At 54.9% G+C, this 17,575-nt stretch carries 12 protein-coding genes and 2 pseudogenes; 4 read left to right on the forward strand and 10 right to left on the reverse strand.

Features of this window, described 5'->3' with window-relative positions; all coding sequences use genetic code 11:
- Nucleotides 1–568: 568 nt before the first annotated feature.
- Complete coding sequence (locus HUO14_RS04730) at nt 569–1,060, forward strand: hypothetical protein (protein ID WP_100092264.1); 492 nt, start codon at nt 569–571, stop codon at nt 1,058–1,060.
- Nucleotides 1,053–1,280: a helix-turn-helix transcriptional regulator gene (locus HUO14_RS04735; protein ID WP_089134615.1), complete on the forward strand. Its 228-nt coding sequence runs from the start codon at nt 1,053–1,055 to the stop codon at nt 1,278–1,280. Before HUO14_RS04730 ends, HUO14_RS04735 begins: the two co-directional genes overlap by 8 nt.
- Before the next feature lie 148 nt (nt 1,281–1,428).
- Here HUO14_RS04735 and HUO14_RS04740 read toward each other — a convergent pair.
- The 8 genes and pseudogenes from HUO14_RS04740 to HUO14_RS04775 all read right to left on the reverse strand — a co-directional run.
- Nucleotides 1,429–1,788: pseudogene (locus tag HUO14_RS04740) on the reverse strand (transposase); the annotation flags it as partial.
- A gap of 391 nt (nt 1,789–2,179) precedes the next feature.
- Nucleotides 2,180–3,370: an NAD(P)/FAD-dependent oxidoreductase gene (locus HUO14_RS04745; RefSeq protein ID WP_206169921.1), complete on the reverse strand. Its 1,191-nt coding sequence runs from the start codon at nt 3,368–3,370 to the stop codon at nt 2,180–2,182.
- An 18-nt stretch (nt 3,371–3,388) separates the two neighbouring features.
- Nucleotides 3,389–6,040, reverse strand: coding sequence for a helix-turn-helix transcriptional regulator (locus tag HUO14_RS04750; RefSeq protein ID WP_176278792.1), 2,652 nt, complete (start codon nt 6,038–6,040; stop codon nt 3,389–3,391).
- Between the two features lie 92 nt (nt 6,041–6,132).
- On the reverse strand, nt 6,133–6,807 hold the full coding sequence (locus HUO14_RS04755) for an OmpW/AlkL family protein (RefSeq protein WP_100092262.1): 675 nt from the start codon (nt 6,805–6,807) through the stop codon (nt 6,133–6,135).
- Nucleotides 6,808–6,902: 95 nt separating this feature from the next.
- Nucleotides 6,903–8,525, reverse strand: coding sequence for a GMC family oxidoreductase (locus tag HUO14_RS04760; RefSeq protein WP_100092261.1), 1,623 nt, complete (start codon nt 8,523–8,525; stop codon nt 6,903–6,905).
- Nucleotides 8,526–8,555: 30 nt separating this feature from the next.
- Complete coding sequence (locus HUO14_RS04765) at nt 8,556–10,010, reverse strand: aldehyde dehydrogenase family protein (protein WP_100092260.1); 1,455 nt, start codon at nt 10,008–10,010, stop codon at nt 8,556–8,558.
- Between the two features lie 31 nt (nt 10,011–10,041).
- On the reverse strand, nt 10,042–10,455 hold the full coding sequence (locus HUO14_RS16530) for a rubredoxin (protein WP_100092259.1): 414 nt from the start codon (nt 10,453–10,455) through the stop codon (nt 10,042–10,044).
- Between the two features lie 184 nt (nt 10,456–10,639).
- A complete protein-coding gene (locus HUO14_RS04775) occupies nt 10,640–11,824 on the reverse strand; it encodes an alkane 1-monooxygenase (RefSeq protein ID WP_176278793.1) in 1,185 nt (394 codons plus the stop codon).
- Nucleotides 11,825–12,450: 626 nt separating this feature from the next.
- Between HUO14_RS04775 and HUO14_RS04780 the strand changes: the two genes are divergently transcribed.
- Nucleotides 12,451–13,296 (forward strand): acyl-CoA thioesterase domain-containing protein, encoded by an 846-nt coding sequence (locus tag HUO14_RS04780; protein ID WP_100092257.1) that lies wholly within the window; start codon nt 12,451–12,453, stop codon nt 13,294–13,296.
- 8 nt (nt 13,297–13,304) lie between these two features.
- Here the strand turns inward: HUO14_RS04780 and HUO14_RS04785 are convergent.
- Nucleotides 13,305–13,910, reverse strand: a pseudogene (locus HUO14_RS04785) (IS5 family transposase); the annotation flags it as partial.
- Between the two features lie 592 nt (nt 13,911–14,502).
- Here HUO14_RS04785 and HUO14_RS04790 point away from each other — a divergent pair.
- Nucleotides 14,503–15,156, forward strand: coding sequence for a TetR/AcrR family transcriptional regulator (locus HUO14_RS04790; protein ID WP_176278794.1), 654 nt, complete (start codon nt 14,503–14,505; stop codon nt 15,154–15,156).
- Between the two features lie 167 nt (nt 15,157–15,323).
- Here the strand turns inward: HUO14_RS04790 and HUO14_RS04795 are convergent, their stop codons facing one another.
- A complete protein-coding gene (locus HUO14_RS04795; RefSeq protein WP_176278795.1) occupies nt 15,324–17,519 on the reverse strand; it encodes a TonB-dependent receptor in 2,196 nt (731 codons plus the stop codon).
- Nucleotides 17,520–17,575 lie beyond the last annotated feature (56 nt).

Here is a 17,575-nt window from a genome sequence, read left to right on the forward strand (position 1 = left end):
TCAGCACTCGCTTTGGGTTTTGAGGATTTGGGTCTCATCTTCGTTCCTTCGTCACTACGACGAGACCCAAATCCTCCTTAACTTACAACATCAAATTTGTGCCACAGGTGCTGACGGGGAACAGGCAGCCGTTGCACAGAGAAGCGCTATAGCTGCTGGAATGAGGTAATCGGATGCGCGGCGGTTTGTTTGGGTAGTATTGATCATGGAAAATCACTTTCGCTTGAGAAACATGAAACAGCATATGTTCGCTGTATGTTCTATGTGCGTCAGTGACCCGCCTGTAGGAAAACAGGAAATGCCAAATTGGATGTATCCCAAGCTAAAAGCGACAATTTGGAAGGAAAATGGGCATAGCCGAACAGCGATTGCGCTAATCTGCCCGGAACTGTTCAGGCCAGCACAGCAGTTGTTCTCATTTAAACAGAAGCTGTTTTTAACAGAACAGGAAACCCGGATCAGTTGATTCGTAATTTCCTATTTGTTCTATTTATGTTCTTTTTGTTTTCCTACAGGTGCGCCTTCAAGATATAAGGTGATTCGTTCTCTTAAAGACAGGATGAATAACATGACCGAAACCAATGGAATTTCCGAAGCGCATATTAAGGCCGGTGTATCTAAGCTGCTCAATCAGGCAGCATCGACATCAGGCCGTTCTCAAGTGCGCATTGCTAGCGAGGCTCAAATAGACCGGGGCACGATGCGCCGTATTCTGGCAGGCAAGCGCGAAGCTACCGTAAGTGAAGCCTTGCGTATATTATATGGTAGCGGCGCATCGCCGCATGCCCATTTGCTTCTTTATCTGGCTTCAGATCAGGACAAGGCATCACGCTGGATGCAAACGGACCTAGCCTTGTTTTTTGAAGAACTGGTTCGCCATTTGCCAGATGTCCTAGAAACCCAGCTTGGTGATCACCTCCACGGTGTCAAACCGCATTGGGCGAAGGGGACTGCTCAACGCGTCGCGCGACTGCTCGCTGAGCACATGGACGACCTCGCCCGGAAGGATACGCTTCTGGGCGATGGCTTCGATCGCGCACATGGAGGCGGATATGCTTGATATTGAGCCAAATAAACTGCCAGATCCGCCTGCGGCACGTTTGCTCCGTCTGAAAGAAGTCCAGCACCGTGTCGGACTAGGACGATCAACCATCTATCGCTGGATGGACGATGGGAAATTTCCTAGGCCTCATTCAATAGGCGGTTACAGCGTCAGGTGGCTAGAAAGCGATATTAACGGATGGATCACCTCAAAGACATCGCTCGACGCTACAAGCTAGAGCTTTCGGAATTCCACAAATTTTTTTCCGTCGGATACTAAACGCGTTGTGTCGCTCACAAATAAACGGGATGGAGCAAACAGCGTGAACGATACAGTTGCTATAACATGTTTTGAGCACGCTGCCATTCACAGCAGTGACGCGTGCTGTCAAACTGATGGAACAGGCCTTCAATCGCTCCCGCTTTGACCAGCGCCTTGCGGTACAGCCATAGCGTCTTGGCATTGGGCACCGCGTCCTCAAGGCCAAGGCCAACAAACCGTATGAAGGAGAGCCGGTCCCGCAGCTGATATTCCATCGCATCGTCCGACAAATTGTAGAGCGCCTGCAACACCAAGGCCTTGAAGATCAGCACTTCATCCCAAGGCTTGCGGCCCGCCGCATTCTTGCGATCATCCGCCGTTTTGGGTAGACCGCTTTTCACCAGCGCCGCCTTCAGCTTCACGCGGAACAGCTCAAACGGCACCGCTGCCAATATCGCCACCAAAGGATCAGACTTTGCGTCCAGACCTTAATGCCGCTGCTGCAAATCAAAAAATCCCAGCTGGCCCATGATCCAAGTTCCCTCGCTGCCTCAGCATCCTTGAACCGGATTTTAATCCCCAAGGGAAGGGCCTGGTTTTCGAGGTGGCCCTCAAATGTCGAACCACCGTCTGCACGCACGGCTAAAACTGGTCCGGTCGGTATAGCCCAATGCTTCCGATATGGCCTCTTTCGACATTTTATCTTGCCCCAACATTTTTGTTGCTCGTTCTTTCAGATGATCATCCAACATCGTTCGAAATGAAGTTTGATTTGCCGTGAGCTTCGTTCCTTCGTCACTACGATGAAACCAAAACACTCCTTAAATCACAACATCAATTTGGTGACATAAGTGCTGACGGGGAACAACTCACAGACTATTCGGTGTCAGTACGAGCTCGGGATACGATAAGCGAGGCGAACTCGTTCTGCCGCATTGGGAGATTGATTGTTTCGGTCGCGACGAGTTGGCCGTTCTCGAAATGATGATATTCGCCGGCATCCTCGCTCTCCCCATGTTGCTCCTCGATCACTTCCGAATCGGAGCGAATGCCGAGACCCTGAAGCTTCATGCCAGCAAGGTCGGACCAAAAACGCGGCACGGCCGGAGCGGGAGCGGGTTTATCACACAGGCTGGCGGCCGCCAATTTCGCCTGATGCATAGCGTTATGGATCGTCTCGATCCGGACTTTGCCTCGCGCGAATTCATTCGGCCCCCGCGCGCAATCACCAATTGCATAAATGTGCTCATCCGACGTGCGCATTTCCTCATCCACCAGTATACCGTCATCGCACGTAAGTCCAGCCTTGAGTGCAAGGCTTTCCTGTGGCACCGCTCCAATTCCAATGATAACCAGCTGGGCGGGCAATCGAGTTCCATCGGCTAGCTCCAAAGCTTTTACCGAACCGGACTCGCCTTCGATCCGGGCGACCGCCTTTTCAAACAGGAAGTGTATGCCCGCCTTTTCCAGTCGTTGCGTCACTTGCGCCGCGACCGAAACCGATGCGACCCGAGCAAGGACGCGTGCACCCGCCTCGACCACCGTCACGGGTCTATTAAGGGTGGTAAATGCCGAGGCGACTTCAAGGCCAATCACCCCAGCGCCTACAACGACCGCTTCGGCCGACAAATTATCGCGCATCGCGCGCCGCAGCGCCGCAGCATCATCCAGGCTGCGCAAATAGAAAACACCTTTCAGATCCGCCCCCGGCACGTCGAGCCGACGCGGCGCGGCACCCGTGGCGAATACTAACCTATCATAAGGAATTTCCTCGCCAGTTTCGGTCACAATCACAGCACGTTTGCGGTCGATCAGGGCAACCTCCTGGCCCAGCCTGAGCACGATTTCATTTTCCTCAAGAGCGCTCGCTGGACGCAACGGAATGGGGCTGGGATCGTTATCGGATAGCAACCAGTTCTTCGAAAGCGGCGGACGTTGATAGGGATCGTGATGCTCGGTACCAAATACCGTGACATTCCCTGCGAAACCGTTCTGGCGCAGATTTAGCGCTAGATTGATCCCAGCAGTCCCGCTCCCAATGATTACAATTCTCTTAATTGATTGCATGAAGTATTTTCCTTGTACCTATAGTAAGTTTTTTGCCTGCGCGGTGGCGACCAACTGACTCCGCTTAGAGACACCGAAGCGTTCGAACAGCCGCTTGACATGCCATTTCGCGCCGCTTTCGCTGATCGAGAGTTGTGCTGCGATTTCCTTGTTCGTCATGCCCCGGGCAATATATTGGAGGACAAGATATTGCTTGCGGGTAAGCCGCCCTGCCAGAACCGGCACGAGGCCCTTATCTGAGGAGCCGACGCTCGGCTCCATCGAATGAAGCGCTTCGCCCTTACGCCCGATTGTATCGAAGAACTGTATCGTTTCTGGCACGATGCGAAGGAGCAGTGCCATCATCCACTCACGTGTCGTGCGGCAGCCATTCAGTGCTACGAGTTCTTCCGCTTCGCGAAAAGCACGTTCCGCGTCCCTAGTCGAACCCAGCAGGACAAGCGCCGTAGCGAGACAATATTGGGCGGCGGCCGCCGCACGCAAGTCGCCCATTGTGCCCGCCTCGCGCAACGCGAGACGGGCGTGCTGTTCAGCAAGCCCGAAACGCGACTTGCCGATCTCGATGAGCGCTCGCACACGGGCGAGGCGCGCATCCAACGCCTGGAGCTGGTTGGCCGAAAGGATCGCAGCGTTGGGCTTGGGCAGATTAACGTCTGCGTCCGCTCCGTCCTCCAGCAAGTGAAATTCGGCGAGATTGATTTCCGCCAGATAACGTAAGCGGGGCAATTGGCGGCGGTGAGCCGTGGCGCGGACCTTTTCCATCAGGGCAAATGCCTCAGTTGTTAGTCCCTTCAACGCCATCCGCCTTGCCGCAGCCTGGGTCACTCCGGCGAGCACATCCACCACCCCATATTCCATTGCGAAATTAATGGCGTCGTGTTCGAGCCCCTCTGGCATGACACCTTCTTTGATCTCCTCGCAAAGTTGATATTCGAACGCCTGCAGGAGATTTGACGCGAAAGGCGAACGTTCAACAGCGATATCAGAGCTCTCGCGCGATTGTTTTACGAGTGTACGAGCCCGTAGCATCTCGCCGCTCCGCATCGCCGCGAGCACGTTGGTGGCCGAAAGCCAACCCGAAGCGTAACGCTGACGCGCGTATCGATTGATTGAGAAAGCCTTCCGAGAAAGCTTCGACAGATCTTCGAATTGCCGCTCGCTCGCAGCGATAAATGCTAAGCAGGTATAAGCCGCGCCTGCGCCAACCTCGTTATCCTCTCCAAAACTATCGATCCATTGGTGGCATAGTCTGGTGCTTTCATCCAATTCATCATGTGTCGCCTTGCCAATAGCGAATACGAGTTCGGGCCAACCCCTGGGTTGGCCGTAGAGGTTCTGGCCGGCGTATTCAGTTGCGGCCATGCCTTCGAGCACTTCGTCTGACACCTGCGCCTGCTGGCTGAAATACATCGTCCAGGCATAGCCGAATGCCAAGGCTGGCAGGCGATTCAACTGGTCACGAGGAACCGAAGCGAACCATTCTCGTAGACCCGCAATTTCTCCCTGTCGTAATGCAATATCGATAAGCACGCCTGCGCTTACCCGGTGCGCCCAGCGATGGTCGTGGGCATCCAAAGCAGCAGTTATCGTCTCGCGGTATTCGCCTTGTCGCCAATGCCAGTAGGCGATGCGCTTCAACAAATAGGAAATTCGGTCTGGCATGAGTACGCGCAACTCCTCGCGCAGAAAATCGCGGAGCACCGGGAGCATTACTAACTTCTCCCCATCATTCGCCAGCCCTGCAACCAGCACACCATGGACAGCGCTCAGGCGCTTGAGCCAATGTTCTAGGTCCGAATTCGCTTTAAAAACATAGCGATAGCTTTCCGGTGTAACCGTTTGCAAGATTGAGGCGTTACGCAGAACTTCCCGTTCTTCGACGGTCAATTTGGCAAACACGTCGTTATGCAAGAAGTTCTGCACTTCTGGCCACTGTATGGGCGAAGATAATGGCTCGGCTCGGTCGACAGCGAAACGCAGCAATGCGGGCCAGCCGCCAGTCAGTTCCAAAGCGCGTTCAGTGGACCATGGCGCCCCCGATAGAAGGGCAAGTTCATCTATCTCGGCTTCGTTGAATGCTAAGCTTTCCGACCGCATTCTTACGACCCCGGGCAAAAGAGCGAGCCGTGACAAAAACTCCACGCCAATGGGGGCGAAGGCAAGTTTGACGCTGGAAGGCGTCTCGCAGATAATCCGCTCCGCCAAGTCAGCAAAAGCCGGTATAAATTCGTCGAAACACAACAAGATTGGCTGCTCGGTTTTCCAAAGCCGGGCGAACAGTACAGCCTCTCCCTCGTGCACGCCCTTTGTTTGCGGCGCATCCGGTCCCGACAACTGATCGAGGATGGCCTGCATCACACGTTCTACACACGAACCATCGCTGCCCTCCGCAGTTTCGAACTCAGCGAGGCTAAGGTAAGCTGCGTTCCCGGAACCTGCATCTTCTGCCATGATCGCCAACTGCGTCGATTTCCCAAAGCCGCTGGGTGCGCAGTAGACGAGCGCCTTCGCACCTTGATGGGCCTCATGCGAGAGGCGCTCGCGCCGGATGGCAGACTGAGCAAAAACGTGCCTGCGCTGGGCCATGCGTCTGTTGTATAACTGCAAGGTGGGGTCGAGCCCTTCTTGCCCGAGCGGCGTTTTCCCGTCGACCCCACCCGCTGTCATCATAATGATTCCTCTTAACTTCGGCGGCACCGACCGCTGCTTATCTGTCCCGGCAATTGAATTTGCCGTACCGGGAATGCGGATCAGGAGTGTCGTCAGAAGCGATAGGCAAGGCCAATATTGACGACAATTGGGTCCACGCCGACCTTGGCCTTGACTCGCGCGGGGCCAAGATTACCGCTGATATTTCCATTGAAAGGAATATAGCGGGTATCGAGGTTGAGCAATAGGCTCGAATTCAGAGCTACACGCGTTCCGACCTGCAGCGCGGGAGCCCAAGTGTCGCGCACATCGAATTCGGCAATTGCGCCGTCTTTCTCGTTTAGGAATAGCAGGCGCGCTACGCCTCCCCCTGCATAAAGAGAGACGTTACTCCCGATCGGCTGATGATATTGAAGCGACAACACCGCAGGTCCATAATCAGTCGAGCCGAGCGCAAGACCTCCGATAGAGCCGGTTCCTTGCAGCCTCGCGCTAGCAGGGATACCGCCGAACAGATTCACCGCAATCCGGTCAGACAGAAAATAGGATAGGTCGAAAGTGACCGTTTCGTCATTATTGATGGTGACGCCTGCTCCCGGCAGGTCACCCCCGCCAACCGAAACCTCGTCCAACTGCTCACTGGTCAAAACCTCTGACGCGGAAACAGCGACTACGAAATCCCCGCGTTTATACATGCCGCCATCTTGGGCTGAAGCCGCACTCCCCCACATGAGAGCCAGACCCAGAACACAACAGGATGTCGGGAATTTTACATTGAATGGATTCATTTCTTCTCTCCCAGATACAGTTATCTTGTCCGGGCCAGGCCCAGCTTCACTAATTTCTCCGGGCACCGCCGGAGTTTTCTTGAGACCGAGCGGCCTCAGGCAGCATTTGCGTCCAACGTACCGACCTTGCCCAAAATCATGTCGGCGGCGTTCTCTGCAATCATCATGGTCGGCGCATTGGTATTACCGGCCACGAGGCTGGGCATGATCGAGGCGTCCACGACCCGGAGGCCTGAGATACCCCGGACACGAAGCGAGGCGTCGACTACGGACTCCGCATCCGCACCCATTCGGCAGGTGCCCGTGGGATGGTAAATTGTTTCGGCAGTGTCGCGGATAAACGCGGCAATTTCATCGTCTGTCTGGACCGACGGCCCGGGATGCACCTCAGCAGCACTATGAGCGGCCATCGCCGGCGCATCCAGAATGCGCCGACCGATCTTGAATGCCGCGATTATTGTCTTGAGATCATCAGGATCGGCTAGGTATCCAGGCTGGATCAGCGGGTCGGCCATTGGATCAGATGATTTCAAGGAAATGTAACCGCGGCTTTTCGGCAGCAGATCGCAGATATGAAGCGTGTAACCATATCCGAAGGCAACTTTTCGCCCGTGATCTTTGAGATAAGTAGGCAGAAAGTGGAACTGAACATTAGGCCGATCTCGGTCAGGCGAAGACTGGACAAAACCACCTGCTTCCGCAACGTTGCTGGTAAGAAAGCCCCGCCGTGAAAAAATATACGACCACAGCCCCCCGAGGGCTCTTGGTATGAAGCTGGCTGCCACCCCGATCGGCTTGCGCGAATTTGCTGCGTTCATGATGGTGACGTCGAGGTGATCAGCCATGTTCTGACCGACCTCGGGTAAATCGTGTACGATCGGAATGCCATTATGGCGCAACACAGCACTATCCCCGATCCCCGACAGCATCAGCAATTGTGGAGAATTCACGGTGCCACCAGACAGTAGGACTTCACCACCCGGTTTGAGCTTCAACTTTTTCGACTCGCGCGCCTGGCGGTAAGCGACGCCAACGGTCGATTTGCCATTCATCAACACGCGCTCGGCGCGCGCATCGGTAATAATGTCCAAGTTCGCCCGCTCCTCGACCTGGCGCAAAAAGGCCTGCGCTGAACTCCATCGCCGACCGTTGCGCTGTGTCACTTGGTAATATCCGAGGCCTTCTTGGCTGTCCGCGTTGAAATCCGGATTGACCGGGAACTGGAGTTCCCGCCCCGCTTCGACGAAATCATCGCTGAGCGGGTTTACCGTGCGCAAATCGCCGACGCTCAATTCACCGCCCTGTCCGTGAAAACCTCCAGCCGGGTGACGTTCGTTGTCCTCCATGCGCCGGAAAAGTTCGCTCGCACGGTCCCACCCCCACAAAGCCGATCCTGCCGCTTCCTGCCAATATTGATAATCGTCTGGATGACCGCGAATATAGATCATCGCATTGATCGAGGACGAGCCACCAAGTGTCTTTCCTCTGGGCCAGAACAAGCGCCGCTTATTAAGATGATCCTGCGGCTCGGTTTCGAAAGCCCAGTTGAGTTTTTTGTTGTTGGCGAGAAGCGCGATTCCAATCGGCATGTGGATCAGCGGGCTTTTGTCCCTTGGGCCAGCCTCTAGCAGAGCCACCCGTTTCTTGCCATCGGCGGACAATCGGTTGGCGAGGACGCAACCGGCCGAACCGGCCCCGATTATTATGTAGTCATACATGGTTCGCTTGTTCCTTGCAGAATGTACGCATCAGCCCAGCACCCGGACTACGAGGTCGATCAAACGGCGTACGCGCGGCGTGTAGGGAGGATAGAGCCAAGAAAGGATTGAAAACCGATCTTCCAGGATGGCCCGCTCATGTGAGAATGAACGAAAGCCATACTCGCCGTGCGCGGCCCCTATCCCGGAATTGTTCACTCCGCCGAAAGGGAGGTTTGGATGGAGAAATTGGGCGACCGTGACATTGATTCCAATCCCGCCAGTCGAGGTGTTCGCGATCACGCGGTCGATTAATCCCCGGTCCTTCTCGAAGATATAGAGTGCCAGAGGTTTCGGCTGCGAATTGATCCTTGCAATGACGTCATCCAGATTATCGAACGGAATGAGCGGGAGCAGGGGTCCAAACAATTCCTTTTCGGCGATGTCCATGTCAGGGTTCATGCCTCTCAACACGGTCGGTGAAATGTAGTTTTCACTCGAGTCGAATTCGCCGCCGAAAGCGATCTCCCCGCCCTTCGTGCGTGCATCCTTTACGAGGGCGTGCAGCCGCTTGAAATGGCGGGCGTTGACGATCCGGCAATAGTCGGGGTTAGCCTTCAGATTACGATTGTCGTTCCCGTAGACCCTGCAGATTTCTGTGATGACAGCGTGCTCGAATTCTTGGGCAATACTGCTATGAACATAAACATGGTCGGGCGCGATGCAGGTCTGCCCGTTGTTTGCGAATTTACCCCAAACGATACTCTGTACCGCCTTGCGCATATTCGCCCCGGGGCCGACAATGGTCGGCGACTTCCCACCCAATTCAAGCGTTACCGAAGAAAGATTGCGCGCTGCTGCTGCCATCACAACCTTGCCAACTGCCGGACTACCGGTGAAGAAGATATGATCGAACGGCTGCTCTAAAAGGCTCTGGGAGGTTTCAATTCCGCCCTGGACGACAGCTACATGCAATGGTGAAAAGACCTCGCGCACGATGTCGGCGATTACGCCCGACGTGTGCGGTGTCAGTTCTGAGGGCTTGATCACGACGCTGTTTCCGGCCGCGATCGCTGAAACCAAAGGGGCTAGCGAAAGATTGACCGGGTAATTCCAGGGCGCGATAATGAGGCACACACCCTTGGCTTCCGGGCGAACCCGCGCCCGCGTGCCGACCATGCTCAATGTCAACGACGCGCGACGGGGTTTCATCCACTGCCTGAGATGTCGTTTCGCGTGCCGTATTTCTTGCAGGACCGGGAATATTTCGGTCAGCTTGACTTCCGATGCAGGCTTGCGGAAATCACGTTCGCAGGCCTCAGTGATCTGCGTTTCGTGCGCAAGCATAGCCTTACGCAACCTTTCAAGATCATCAAGCCGCGCATTTCGATTATACTGTGTCCGATGCGCCAGCTGGGTAGCCTTCATTTGTGCTAAAAGGTTGTCATATTCTCTAATCGCATTGCCCGGAGATCCAGCTGGTTTCAGAATTTCGGCAATTCCCATTAAATTAAGCTTTCATCTGAATTGTCGTCATTTAATCGCGCACAAGGACATAATCGCCCTTGGATGCTCCGCAATCGGGACAGCACCAGTCGTCTGGTATTTCTTCGAACCGAGTTCCCACCGCAAATCCCTCGTGCTGATCGCCTGTTGCCTCGTCATAGATATGCCCGCAGGTGATGCAGACCCACTTTCGAAATGGGGCCCCTGGAGCGGCGCTGGTCGTCGTGGAACCATCTGGGGTGATGGGCGTGCTTGCGCCAACTTCGGCGGCCTGCGATCCTCCATCAATCGGAGTAAAATCGATCTTGTCGCGCACAGCGCAGTCGGGACATGACCAGCTTTCCGGCACCTCGCTCCACGGCGTTCCAGGTCCGAAACCTTCATGAGGGTCGCCATCGGCCTCGTCATAAATATAACCGCAATCAGGGCACTGATATTTCGCCATCGATAAACCTCGTAATTTGTTCTGGAGAGCCATGGTGCGGATTGCACCGCTCGGTGGGACACCGCAGTGACCTTGGGCACAAAGCTTTCACAGCGTTCGACCCTACAAACCTGCACCGCCACTCGGTTGGGAAGAACGGCGCAGGGTGGGTGTGGGAAGAGACTCTACCCTGCGCCGAAAAGTTTTACGCAGCGTCCGCGAACTTTCTTTCGTAATATGCCCGTTTGCCCTTGCGTATCTGGATTTTACTCAGATCGCCGCCGGCCCAAGCGACGGTACGCTTGTCCATCACGGCCCGGTATGCAGCTGGGAATAGTGCGAGAAAAAACATCCCTGAATAGCCGAGCGGAAGCGCCGGCAAATCCTCAAAATTACGCAGCGACTGATAGGACCGCGTCGGATGCGCATGGTGATCCGAATGGCGCTGCAAATGAAACAGGATCAGGTTTGACATGATATGGTTCGCGTTCCACGAGTGCCGCGGCTGCTGGTGCTCATACCGGCCATTCGGCAACTTCTCGCGCAGCAGGCCGTAATGCTCGATATAATTCGCGCTCGTCAGCTGCCACCAGCCATACGCCATTTGAATCGGTAGGAAGACTAGCATGATCGTGCCAAATGCGGCGATCAGCGCACCATAAAGCAGGACGGTGACGACCATCGGCTGGAGAATCTCGTTTTTGAGAGTCCAGGGGCTACTGCCACAACGGGCGAGGCGTTCCTTTTCCAGATGCCAAGCGCGTTTGAATGCACCCGGAATTTCGCGCAGCGAGAAAATGTAAATATTCTCGCCCATTTGCGAAGTTGCGGGATCTAGCGGCGTCGCTACGTCGCGGTGATGCCCTTTGTTATGTTCGATGAAGAAGTGTCCGTAGCCGACAACGGCAAGCACAAGCTTTGCCATCCAGCGACTGAACGAAGATTTCTTATGTCCAAGTTCGTGGCCGGTGTTGAGTGCCAATCCGTTGACGACACCCAACGAGAGGGCCAGCGCAATAAATTCAAGCGCGCTGAGATCCTGGGTGGCAACCCACCATGCGCAGCCGATCAGCGCGGCGAAGTGTATTGGCACCGTAAGGTAGAGAAGCACGCGATAATATGTACTTTTTTCAAGTTTTTCTACCGCGCTTTCGGGCGGATTGGAGTAATCCTGACCAAATACAAAATCAAGCGCTGGAATAATTAAATACCACAGGATCAGAACCAGTCCATACCAGATGCTCCAGCCCGTTTCCGAAACGAGATAAAGGCCTACCAGAGGCGTTGCTGGCCAAAGAACGGAGAGTATCCATAGTGCTTTTTTCTTGTCGACATAGTTCAGTGCCGCATCGCCATCTAGATGCGACTTATTCAATGCGTGGCTCACCATCCGTTCTACCTTTCAAATGCATCCCTAGTCCATAAATGGATCGGACTTTTTCGAATTTCGTGTCCGATTCCTATCTGCAACAAGTAGACAGGCATATGAGGGGTATTCAACTACCTGATCGGGTAGTTTTAGGCGTTTTTCGATTGGATAGGCCGTTAAGGAGCGCCTCTGAGGAGCCGCGGGATAGGATTGTACCGGCTTAGGAGGCGCAAATAAGAATGAGGCGAGCGCGACGAAGCCGAGACAAGAGTCTTTGGTTTTGCCAAACGCCCTATGAAGCGCTTCGGGAAAGGCTATAATCGCAGGTAGAGAGTGTCTCCCCAGACACCCGATGTACACACCGCGCGCATATGGCATCGACGCAACGGTGAATATCTAATGCGCGACGCGCGCAACGCTGCCTACGCCTCTCAACGTTGCCCTGCTAGTTTAACATGACCAAATGACAAAGGGGATGTTGGCCAGAATTGTAAAAGCAATCATCGGACCTCATTCCCCAAGATCATGATGACCTTGCACCGTTCGGGTTTTGCGGGCATCAATTTTCGCGTCTCCGGCGAACGGAGTCGTTTGTTTGCAATTTACGCCTAACTAAGGAATTTTGAGTATGCCTTATTGGAAGTTAAATGGATGACTGCGCAATCAAGCCAGATGGACAGACGGGTGAGAAAATGCGGGTTCGACTTGTAACCCCCTATCAATTGACGCTCGGCATGGAGTTGCTGGAATGCAGCAGCGGGCGTTCGATCAGTCGAATGAAAGCCAATAGGCGGATTGCCAAAGCACCGGGAAATCCAAACCTTGATCCGCTGGCACTCATGGGCTTTATCGATCAAGGATTGTCCCAATCGTTGAAAGGACTGATTGCGGCTGAAATCGGAATTTCAACTTTTGATTTGCGGATCGGACTTTTATCAGGATCTTCGATGGGGGATGAATTGACGTTGACCGCCGAAGCGGTGATGGTTGGGAAAACATCTGCCACTGTAACAGGCAGTGTAACCAACTCGTCCAAAGATATCGTCGGAACAGCAACAGGCCTGTTTCGTTTGGGGAGCTTCCCGGGGGGCGCTCCGGCCGACTATAATTTGATCGGTGATTTCAGTCCTCAAGCAATGCCCGGACCAATGAGCACCAGTTTGGGTTTATCGGGCGCACCAGACTCTCCACAAATTGCAGCAGGAAATCGGGCCGTTTTGGGATGGGAAAGCGGAAATATTGTCCATGGCGGCGCCGTTGCTGCGGCGCTGATGTCTGCATGCCAGGGCCGTGTGGCAGGCGGTGAAAGTTCGATCGGCCAGCAGCTAGAGTCAATTGACATTCGTTATTTGCGTCCAGCCGTAGGTTCGCGCGATCTATTCACGAACAGTTGTTTTGAACGTGAAGGCAAAGCCGCGAGCTTTGTCCGCGCCAGCTGTTTCCATGAACCAGAGAAACCGCTAGCCACAGCGATAGCAACTTTTGTGCGCTAGCGGCATTTGAGCGCGCGCCTGAGCTTGTCCCCCGCATAGCCGCCATCGGCGAACACATGGCGCAGCCATAGGAAGCGATAGCGGATAGCTTTGAGGACATCGACGGCCCCGTCGCGGTCCTGAATATCGGCGGCATGGACCAGGATGAAGATCAGATAGCCACAAGTGTCAGTAACGATATGCCGTTTGCGGCCTTTGACCTTCTTGCCCGCGTCATAGCCGCAAACTCCTCCACTTTCCGTGGTTTTGACGCTCTGGCTGTCGATGACACCGCCACTGGGCGAGGCTTCGCGACCCTCGATTTCGCGCAGGTTCATAACCAGCACCATGTTGATCGCATCAAACAAACCCGTATCACGCCAGGCGTAGAAATAGCGCCGCACCGTCGACACCGGCGCAAAGCATTTTGGCAACAGTCGCCACGAACAACCGCTCGCCGCAATATAGAGCAACGCATTCACAACTTCGCGCATATCGGTCGTGCGAGGGCGGCCCCCGCTCTTGGCGGACGGGATAAACGGTGCTGTCAGTAGCCATTCCCGGTCCGTCATATCGCTTGGATATCGTAACCCTTCCCGGCTATGCTCACGCCGGGCAATACCAGTCCATGTCATCGTTCACTCCATCTCTTCGTAAAGACGGACTGAATCACAACATCCTGGTATTGCTCAACTACTTTCGGATCGGGCTCTAAACCCGCTGGTGGCAATCCGTTTACCGTCTCGGGAGTCGCAGGAATTCCCAGTCCCAATTTACGAGAGAGCTTGAACCAGAGCGTACCGATATTGGTGCGTCGATTAACCGGTTTCAGCATCTGGCAGCTAATGAACGGCGCAGATTCAGAAAGGGAATGGAATATCCATTTCACCCGGGGCTCGACGTTCCCTTGAGAGCCCGGCTGATCTTCACCTGCGTCGTGGCTGTAACCGCGATATGTCGAAGTTCGCTGATTTCCTGCGACACGATGCGCGTATCCGTTTGAAGTCTGAGTTCCGCAAGTTCGGCCAGCATAATCAATGACGGATTAATAGAAGGTTCCTTGACCCAATCCTCGCCGCCGTCGTATACTTAGGTGGATTGTCAAAGCAGCCTTGATGCTGCAGATACGGCTATCAGCACATGTAATGTCAACGCGTTTCGCCACTAAAGCGATAAGCGGTCCGAAGAACGAAACTTTCGAACTGGATCGTAAAATTAGGGAATTCCATGTCCGAAGCTAATAACGGATCGAAAAAACGGGTCAGGCTGTCAAAGGACATCTGGTTAAAGCACACGCTCAGTAAAATAGGTGAAGTTGGTGTCGCCGGTATTCAGATAGAATCATTAGCCAAGGAGCTGAATGTAACTAAAGGAAGCTTTTATTGGCATTTCCAGGACAGAGAGACGCTTCTCTGCGAGACGCTGTCATATTGGTATAACTCGGCGACCAAGGCCATTGGACTTGCGGGCAAACGCGACTTCGACGATCCATTGGATCGGCTGCGATATTTTTACACCCTTGCCCTGAACCGACGGCACGATGTTCCGGGCGGCTCCGTCGAACGGGCGCTGCAAGAATGGGCGCGGGTTTCCGAGATTGCTGCCGAAACCACCCGGCGCGTCAATCAGGACCGGATCAGCTTAATTTCCGATGCCTATATCGAACTGGGCAAGCGCGAGCATCAGGCGCGCCAGACGGCGACAATGGCGCTGGCTCAAATCATCGGACTGAACATCCTGTCACGCTCCCAGACGAAGCGGTGCCATGCCGAAGATACCAAGGCATTCCTCGCAGTATTCCTTCCGGTAACAGTAGGGCGGGAACCGCCCAAAACGGATTCCACCAGCACCACCGGAGCGACTGCTTCGACTGCGGGTTGAACCTTCGCCGAGCCCGGCCGGAGCCTTATTCGGGGGCACCGCGTGTCTGTTGCTGCGATGTGGAAGCTCCAAAAATCTAGGGGCCTCGCTACCCGCAAGAGTACGAGGCCCCAAAGGCATGGCGACGCAGGGCATGTTCATGCTCGTGCCCTGCGTCGACCGTTAGATCAGAACCTGAGTTCTACGCTTGCACCTACTTCACGCGGGCGTTCGTAGATGATGTAGGCGGCGAGCGGTCCAGGCGAGATTTGCTGGGCCACCGCTGCGTTGGTGAGATTCTTCGAGAAGATGCGGAAAGTAAGATCGTCATCCGGGCTAGTCCAACCGATCTCTGCCGACAGAAGTTCATAAGAATCCTGGCTGAAGATGTTGAGGTAATCGTAATATACCGCACTCGAATGGAAGAGGTTGCCACCGATGAAGGCTTCTCCATCGAACGCATCGAATGTGTAGCGTCCGCCCAGCGTCAGAGTGAACTCCGGGGTGCGGACTAGCTGATTACCAGAGACATCGGTGGATGAAACCATGTTTCCGCCGCCCGCCTGGGGAATGAATACCTGCGCGTTGGAAAATTCATCATATTTGGCATGAGTGTAGGCGATGGCCGCACGCAGATCCAAGCCGTCAATAGGTTCTGCCGTAAGCTCGAGCTCTCCACCATAGATCTCTGCGCTGGCCGCGTTCTGCAGAACGAACGAATTATTGGCCGCCCGCGCGGTCACTTGCAAGTTGTCATAGGTGTAATAGAAGGTCGCAAGGTTCGCCCGCAGCCACGGCAGTGGATCGGATTTTATGCCAAACTCGATCGCCTCGATCGTTTCCGGCTCGACCGCCACGTTCGAAGTGCCGAAAGTGTTGAAGGTGCCGCTTTTGAACCCGGTGCCATAGGTGGCGTAGATGTTCAGATCAGGCGAAGCTTCGTACTGGACGGCCACGCGGTAAGTGAATTTGTCGAAATCCTCCTCCGCATCCGTGAACAGCTGGTTGCCGTTGATACGCTGCGAGAACTTTCGCGTCTCCGTGGTGTAACGTCCGCCCAGCGTTACCGAGAGGCTCGGCGTCAGATCATAGGTGCCTTCGACAAAGGCCGCGATTGACGAATTCTCCACTTCCGGCTCGATCGTGATCGGCGTGACCGGGGTAGCGACGTCCCGGCGATTGATCAGGATAAGCGGCTGCTCACCCTCCAGCTGGTAATAATAGGCGCCAGCAGTCCAGCTGAGGGGACTACCATTGTCCGAAATAAGCCGCAGTTCCTGTGTGAACGTATCGGGTTTGACCCGCATGTTCGTTTCGCCGAGAAGAATATTGGTGCCATCGGAATCGGCGATCTGGTGCACGCGCGTACGCATGTAAGAGCTGGTCGATTCCAGAATGACCCCGCCCAGATCGAGCTGTCCCTTCAGCGCGATGTCCAGTCGGGTGAAGTCAGACAGGCCAGCCGTTCCGAAGGCGAAATTGGAGATTTCCCAGGGTTCGTCGGGAATGATCGCGCCGGCGAACTGCGCGCCCAGCGAGTTCCCCTCGAACGGCTGGGCAGTGGCCGCAATTTCTTCGTGCGTATCGACATATGCGACCGTCAGAATGAACTCGGCCTGGTCGCTCGGCTGGAACAGCAGCTTGGACCGGATCGACGCAATTTCGGTATCGCCGACAGCGCCGCCATTGAGCAGGTTCGTCGCGTATCCATCCTGATTGCGATAGAGAACGGCGAGATCGGCAGCGATTGTGTCGGTCAAGCCGCCGGTAACGTAGGCACGAATGTCGAAATTGTTTGCATCCTCGCGCAGGCGACCCCAGCTTCCCTTGATACGGGCGCGCGGTGTGAACTGAGGATCCGGGGTCACGACGTTGACCAGACCACCAGTGGCGTTGCGGCCGAACACCGTGCCCTGCGGCCCACGAAGAACCTCGACGCGGGAGATTTCGACAAGGTCGATCTGTGTCGAATAGGGATCGCCCTGGTAAACGCCGTCCACATAGACCGCGACGTTTGATTCATCGCCGACCGAAGTACCGCTCGAACCGACACCGCGAATGCTGGGCTGCATTACGTTCTGGTTGCGGCCGCCGTTGAACCCTGGCACGACCTGGTTGAGAGACCGGACCTGTTCAACGCCCGAGGTCGTCAGCACCTCAGTCGACAGGGCGGTTACTGCCACGGGGACTTTCTGCAGGCTTTCTTCCCGGCGCGTGGCGGTGACGATGATCATGCCGCCCGCGCCGTCAGCTTGCGCATCCGCCTTTAGCTGGGCCTCGCCCGCCTGGTCGGCCTCATCCGAGGTGGCACTCTGGGCATTGGCCGCAGCCGGACAGAGCAGGAAAGGCAGTATGGCTGCCGTTGTTAACAATGATTTCTTCATTTTTATCTCCCAGGTATAATAATATTTCGACTGTCTGTTTCTACGTTATTTTATTT

The organism is Parasphingorhabdus flavimaris, assembly GCF_013371215.1.
Lineage (GTDB): Bacteria > Pseudomonadota > Alphaproteobacteria > Sphingomonadales > Sphingomonadaceae > Parasphingorhabdus > Parasphingorhabdus flavimaris.

What these genes read in the sequence shown, in the direction of transcription:
- HUO14_RS04730 (WP_100092264.1), top strand. Translation starts at nt 569, where the DNA reads ATGACCGAAACCAATGGAATTTCCGAAGCGCATATTAAGGCCGGTGTA.
- HUO14_RS04735 (WP_089134615.1), top strand. Translation starts at nt 1,053, where the DNA reads ATGCTTGATATTGAGCCAAATAAACTGCCAGATCCGCCTGCGGCACGT.
- HUO14_RS04745 (WP_206169921.1), bottom strand. Translation starts at nt 3,370, where the DNA reads ATGCAATCAATTAAGAGAATTGTAATCATTGGGAGCGGGACTGCTGGG.
- HUO14_RS04750 (WP_176278792.1), bottom strand. Translation starts at nt 6,040, where the DNA reads ATGATGACAGCGGGTGGGGTCGACGGGAAAACGCCGCTCGGGCAAGAA.
- HUO14_RS04755 (WP_100092262.1), bottom strand. Translation starts at nt 6,807, where the DNA reads ATGAATCCATTCAATGTAAAATTCCCGACATCCTGTTGTGTTCTGGGT.
- HUO14_RS04760 (WP_100092261.1), bottom strand. Translation starts at nt 8,525, where the DNA reads ATGTATGACTACATAATAATCGGGGCCGGTTCGGCCGGTTGCGTCCTC.
- HUO14_RS04765 (WP_100092260.1), bottom strand. Translation starts at nt 10,010, where the DNA reads ATGGGAATTGCCGAAATTCTGAAACCAGCTGGATCTCCGGGCAATGCG.
- HUO14_RS16530 (WP_100092259.1), bottom strand. Translation starts at nt 10,455, where the DNA reads ATGGCGAAATATCAGTGCCCTGATTGCGGTTATATTTATGACGAGGCC.
- HUO14_RS04775 (WP_176278793.1), bottom strand. Translation starts at nt 11,824, where the DNA reads ATGGTGAGCCACGCATTGAATAAGTCGCATCTAGATGGCGATGCGGCA.
- HUO14_RS04780 (WP_100092257.1), top strand. Translation starts at nt 12,451, where the DNA reads ATGGATGACTGCGCAATCAAGCCAGATGGACAGACGGGTGAGAAAATG.
- HUO14_RS04790 (WP_176278794.1), top strand. Translation starts at nt 14,503, where the DNA reads ATGTCCGAAGCTAATAACGGATCGAAAAAACGGGTCAGGCTGTCAAAG.
- HUO14_RS04795 (WP_176278795.1), bottom strand. Translation starts at nt 17,519, where the DNA reads ATGAAGAAATCATTGTTAACAACGGCAGCCATACTGCCTTTCCTGCTC.